Below are 5,275 nucleotides of genomic sequence, written 5' to 3' on the forward strand. Positions count from 1 at the left end.
CGTCGGGGCCGTCGGTGTGCACCACTTCCGGCCCGGGCGGGTGGGCTCGACGGCCGCGGCACTGGCCTCCTCGGCGCACTGCGCCGTGGCGGTCATTCGAAGCGAACAGACCGCGGGGCGCACCGGTTTGATCGTCGTCGATGTCCACGGGTCAATCGACAACGGCGTGTTGCTGGGAAGCGCGATCGAGGAAGCGCGGCTGCGCAACGCGGCGCTTCGGGCAGTCACCTGCCGGCCGAATGCCGGCGACGACGACGCGGACGCCGAGCGGCGAATACGCGCCGACCTGGAGCGTCGGTTGGCACGTTGGACCAAGCGGTACCCGGACGTCCGGGTGGAGACGGCCGCACTGCACGGCAGCCTCCTTGACGACCTGGCCGCGAACGCCGCGTCGGTGCAATTGGTCGTTGTCGGTGCCCGCGACCACCAGGGCATGGGAGAACTCCTCGGCCCGTCCGGCAATGCGGTGCTGCACAACGCCGCCTGCTCGGTCCTGATCGTCGATCATCAACATCTATGATCGGACTGCGGGCGGCTGTCTGGGCGGCATTCAGGGCGAGGAGCGTGAGATGCTAGATCCCACAAAGAAATACGGAATATTGGTCTGCGCCGACGGATCAGCAGAGTCGGACGCCGCGGTTGCCTGGGCAGCCCGCGAAGCCGTCATGCGCAACGCGCCGATCACGCTGTTTCACGCGGTCGCCCCGGTGGTCGTCGGCTGGCCGGTGGGACAGCTTTACACCGACATGCCGGACTGGCAGAAAGACAACGCACAGCACGTCATCGAGCGGGCGCAAAAGGTTCTCACCACCAGCTTGGGTGAGTCCGGGTCGCCAGAAGTGCGTACCGAGTTGGCCTACTCCGCCGTCGTGCCGACACTCATTGAGGCCTCCAAGCGAGCGTCGATGATCGTCGTCGGCAGCGTGGGGATGGGCGCGCTGGGCCGGCTGCTGCTGGGCTCGGTCAGTACGGCGCTGCTCCAGCACGCGCATTGCCCAGTCGCTGTGGTTCATTCCGACGGCGGCGCGGCGCCCGACGCCCCAGTGGTGGTCGGCATCGACGGGTCGCCGGCATCGCAGACCGCGACGGCGCTGGCCTTCGACGAAGCCTCCCGCCGCGGGGTCGAACTCGTGGCGTTGCACGCCTGGAGCGATGTCGGGGTGTTTCCGGTCCTGGGCATGGACTGGCGCGACCGCGAACGCGACGGAGAGGAAGTGTTGGCCGAGCGCCTGGCCGGTTGGCAGGAGCAGTACCCGGACGTCCAGGTGCGCCGAGAGCTGGTCTGTGACACGCCCGCCCGGTGGCTGCTGCAGGAGTGTGAGAACGCGCAACTGGTGGTGCTCGGCAGCCGCGGCCGCGGGGGATTCCCCGGCATGCTGCTGGGTTCGGTGAGTTCCGCGGTAGCACATGCAGCAAGAATCCCGGTGATCGTCACGCCCGCGAAAGGCCTTTAGTCCCTTACGATGAAGGCCTTTCGGCCGACGTGATTGCAAACGCCGCCCGGTAGCGTGAAATTCGTGACCTATGTGATTGGCAGAGCGTGCGTGGACGTGATGGAGAAGTCCTGCGTAAAGGAGTGTCCGGTCGACTGCATCTACGAGGGCGCTCGGACGATGTACATCAACCCCGACGAGTGCGTGGATTGTGGTGCGTGCAAACCGGCTTGCCGCCTGGACGCGATCTTCTGGGAAGGCGATCTGCCCGACGACGAGCTGGAACACCGCGCTGACAACGCGGCCTTCTTCCAGCTGATCCTGTCGGACCGAGATGCTCCGCTTGGTTCGCCGGGCGGCGCCGCGACTTTGGGCCCAGTCGGCCTGGACACGCCTCTGGTCGCGGCGCTGCCCGCACGGGAGGATTGAGCAACCCGGGGTTGCGAGAGGAGGAGACCGAAATGTCTGGATCGCTAGGGCCTCTGGGCATTGTCGTCGGGGTCGATGGCTCACCCGCATCGAATGCTGCTGTGTGCTGGGCGGCCCGCGACGCGGCGATGAAAAACGTCACCCTGACCGTGGTCCATGTGGTGAACACCGCCATCGCGACGTGGCCGCCGGTTCCGTACCCCGAAACTCTGGGCGTGTGGCTGGAAGCCGAGGGACGCAAGGTCATCGCCGACGCGGTCAAGATCGCGCAAGAAGCCGTGCACGCCGGCCGGAAGATCACCATCAACAGCGAGGTCATCTATTCGACCCCGGTGCCGACCCTGGTTGAAATGTCCCGCGAGGCTGAGACTTTGGTGGTGGGCTGCTCGGGCCGCGGGGTACTGTCCAGAGGCCTGCTCGGCTCGGTCAGCTCGAGCGTGGTACGCCATGCGCACTGTCCGGTAGCCGTTGTCCGCGACGAAGATCCGTTGATGCCCTATCCGCAGCGCGCCCCCGTGCTGTTGGGAATCGACGGCTCACCGGCTTCAGAACTCGCGACGGCGATCGCCTTCGACGAAGCGTCGCGCCGCGGTGTCGATCTGATCGCGCTGCACGCATGGAGCGACGTCACCGTGTTCGAACTTCCCGGCCTGGACTGGTCGGCGGTGGAGGCGGAAGCCGAACGCAGCCTTGCCGAACGCCTGGCCGGCTGGCGGGAACGCTATCCCGACGTGACCGTGCACCGCATGCTCGTGTGTGATCGGCCGGCGCGGCAACTAGCCGAAAAGTCGGAATCCGCACAGCTTGTCGTCGTCGGCAGTCACGGCCGAGGCGGTCTGACCGGCATGCTGCTGGGCTCGGTCAGCAACGCGGTCGTTCACTCCGTCCGGATGCCGGTGATCGTGGCGCGACCCTCGACAGGATCAGGTTGATCAGACGCCGGGTGGTAAGGCTGTGCACAGGGCAGCGATGTCGCGCCCGGCGCACATGACCGTACGGTCGGGACGCACGACCGCCGCCGTGGCCCGCCCGCGGCGCAGCCACTGTTCGAGCTCGCTGCCAGGCTGGGCAACCAGCACCGCGACGTCTCGGCTCGCGAGCAACGCTGCGTCGCGCGGGCCCAGCGGGCCGGCGGTGATGAGGACGAAATCCGAGCCAACCACGTCGTCGAGCCGTTGACCTTGCGGCAGTATCGGATTCGGACACAGCGTGCCGGCCAGCTGACCCGGTCGGCGGGACTTGAGCACCAGTGTGGAACGGTGCAGCGCGGGCGTGGTGGAGTCGACGACCTTGTCGCGCAGACCGGGGACGAGCCGTACCCGGGGCAGCACCAGGCGTCGCGCCAGGTCACCTAGCCGGCCGCCACCGGTCATCGATCGACCGATGTTGAGCGCCAGCCGGATCAGCTGCCGGGTGTGCGGTTTGCGCTCCTGCTCATAGGTGTCGAGAGTGTCTGCGGCGAGGGTGCCGCTGCGGACCCCCGCGATCTTCCAGGCCAGGTTCATGGCATCCCGGATTCCGGCTCCCATGCCCTGACCGATGAACGGGGGAGTCAGGTGCGCAGCGTCACCCAGGATGAAGATGTTGCCGCGCCGCCATCGGTCGGCGATCTGCGCGCGGAAGGTATACTCCGCGACGCGCAGCAACGTCAGTTCGCTGTCCTCGACGCCGGCGGTCCACGGGGCGATGAGCGGTCGCAGGCCGGCCAGTGTGCTGAAATCTTCTACGGCTTCGCCGGGCAGCAACTGAAACTCCCAGCGGTAGCGGGCATCTGCAATCCGCATGTATGTCCCCGCGCGGGCCGGATCACACACCTGGTACACACCGTCCCACTGGCGCAGGTCGGCGTCGGTGGCGACATCGACCACCAGCCAGCGTTGCTCGAAGTTCAGATCCCGCATGGTTGAGCCGATTTGGGCGCGCACCACGCTGTTGGCGCCGTCGCAGCCCAGCAGGTAGTCAGCCTCGACCACATGAGCCTGGCCGTCGGTGCGGTCGGTGAACGTCACGCGCACGCACCCGCCGCGGTCGGTGACCTCGGTTACCTGGGCGTCACCGCGCAATCGGGCGTTGGGGTAACGCTTGAGGTTGGCCCGCAACAGCGCTTCCAACTCCGGTTGGTCGAACATGTTGGCCTGCGGGAAGCCGTGCACACTGCGGGAGGGATCGCGGTTGAATTCGGCGAGGACGTTAAATCGATTGTCGAGCAGCCGCAAACCGAGCGTGGGCCGCGAAATCGCCGCGAACTCGTCGGCGACGCCGAGCCGGGCGATGACACGGTAGATTTCGTCGTCCAGGTGCACGGCCCGCGGTTGCGGGTATACGCCGGGCCAGCGGTCGAGGACCAGACAGTCCACGCCGTACTGGGCCAGCAATGTGGCGGCGGTGATGCCGGTCGGCCCGGCGCCGACGATCACGACGGGCACGTGCCGAATAGCGTTATCGCTCATGCGAATCGGACTGTGTTGCGCTGGGTTCCGAGATCGATCCGCCCGTCGTCGGTGGCCACCGACGCCGCGACGATGTCGCCGTGTTTCAGATATTTCGGGTTGTTGGCCTGGCTCTTGAAGAACGCCTTCCATTTGACGGCCGGCGGCAACAGATTGCTGATCATCTGAACCGGCTTCGGTGGGGCGCTCAGCGCGGTGCCCACCGGGGTGCCGGTGAGGATGACGTCACCGGGCGCGAGTTCCTGGAATTGGGTCAGCGACTGCAGCGCCTGCAGGGGCCGATACAGCATGTCGCCTTCGACCAACGCGTTCTGTCGCTCGCTGCCGTTGACGCTGAGACGCAGCCGCAGCTCTCCGAAGCGTTTGAGCTCGTCGGCGTCCAGCAGCACCAGTTCGGGCCCGACCGGTGTGAATGTCGGGTAGGACTTGGCCTCGTAGAACTGGGTCTGGGGAAGCTGGATGTCGCGCGCCGACACGTCGTTGGTGACGACCAGGCCGGCAATGAACTCGGCCAGATTGGCATCGGAAATATCTGTCCCGACCGGTATTTCGCGTCCGATCACCAGCCCGATCTCCACCTCGTAGTCGAGCAGTGCGACGTGACGGGGCTTGACGATGTCGCCGAACGGGCCGGTGATCGATGCCGACGCCTTGCGGAAAAAGGTCAACGGAACCGTCGCCGGGTCCATCCCCGCGTCCTTGACGTGTGACTCGAAGTTGGTCATCTGAGCCACCACCCGGCACGGTCTGGTCAGCGGCGCGATCAACTGCAGGGTATCGACGGGAACGGTGTCGCTGCTCGCGGCGGCGGCATCGATCGCCGCGCGGTCGGCCAGGAGTTGTGCGGTCGTCGTCGCGGCGGTGTCGATCTTCGCGGCGCCGCCGGGAGTCTTGACCCACCAGGTGTCGGGGGTGTGCAGCACGGAAACGGTCATGAGGTGGGTACTTTCAGTAGGCCGACAA

Annotated in this window: 6 protein-coding genes; 4 read left to right on the forward strand and 2 right to left on the reverse strand. The window is 66.6% G+C overall.

Going from position 1 to position 5,275, the window contains the following annotated elements:
• The 4 genes from VML93_RS00200 to VML93_RS00215 form a co-directional block, all read left to right on the forward strand.
• Window positions 1–520, forward strand: a 520-nt coding sequence (locus VML93_RS00200) for a universal stress protein (RefSeq protein WP_325606411.1), incomplete at its 5' end; no start/stop codon positions are given.
• Window positions 521–569: 49 nt separating this feature from the next.
• The gene (locus VML93_RS00205; RefSeq protein ID WP_325606413.1) at window positions 570–1,454 is read left to right on the forward strand and encodes a universal stress protein; all 885 of its coding nucleotides are present in this window, start codon (window positions 570–572) and stop codon (window positions 1,452–1,454) included.
• Window positions 1,455–1,517: 63 nt separating this feature from the next.
• Complete coding sequence (fdxA, locus tag VML93_RS00210; RefSeq protein WP_325606415.1) at window positions 1,518–1,862, forward strand: ferredoxin; 345 nt, start codon at window positions 1,518–1,520, stop codon at window positions 1,860–1,862.
• Window positions 1,863–1,894: 32 nt separating this feature from the next.
• Window positions 1,895–2,794, forward strand: a complete 900-nt coding sequence (locus VML93_RS00215) for a universal stress protein (RefSeq protein ID WP_325606417.1) — start codon at window positions 1,895–1,897, stop codon at window positions 2,792–2,794.
• Here VML93_RS00215 and VML93_RS00220 read toward each other — a convergent pair whose 3' ends face one another.
• Both VML93_RS00220 and VML93_RS00225 read right to left on the reverse strand, forming a co-directional pair.
• Entirely contained in the window at window positions 2,795–4,312 is a 1,518-nt protein-coding gene (locus VML93_RS00220; protein ID WP_325606419.1) for a bifunctional 3-(3-hydroxy-phenyl)propionate/3-hydroxycinnamic acid hydroxylase, read from the reverse strand. It abuts the gene before it with no gap.
• A complete protein-coding gene (locus VML93_RS00225; protein ID WP_325606420.1) occupies window positions 4,309–5,247 on the reverse strand; it encodes a fumarylacetoacetate hydrolase family protein in 939 nt (312 codons plus the stop codon). Before VML93_RS00225 ends, VML93_RS00220 begins: the two co-directional genes overlap by 4 nt.
• Between the last annotated feature and the right edge of the window lie 28 nt (window positions 5,248–5,275).

Source organism: Mycobacterium sp., assembly GCF_035499775.1.
Classification (GTDB): Bacteria; Actinomycetota; Actinomycetes; order Mycobacteriales; family Mycobacteriaceae; genus Mycobacterium.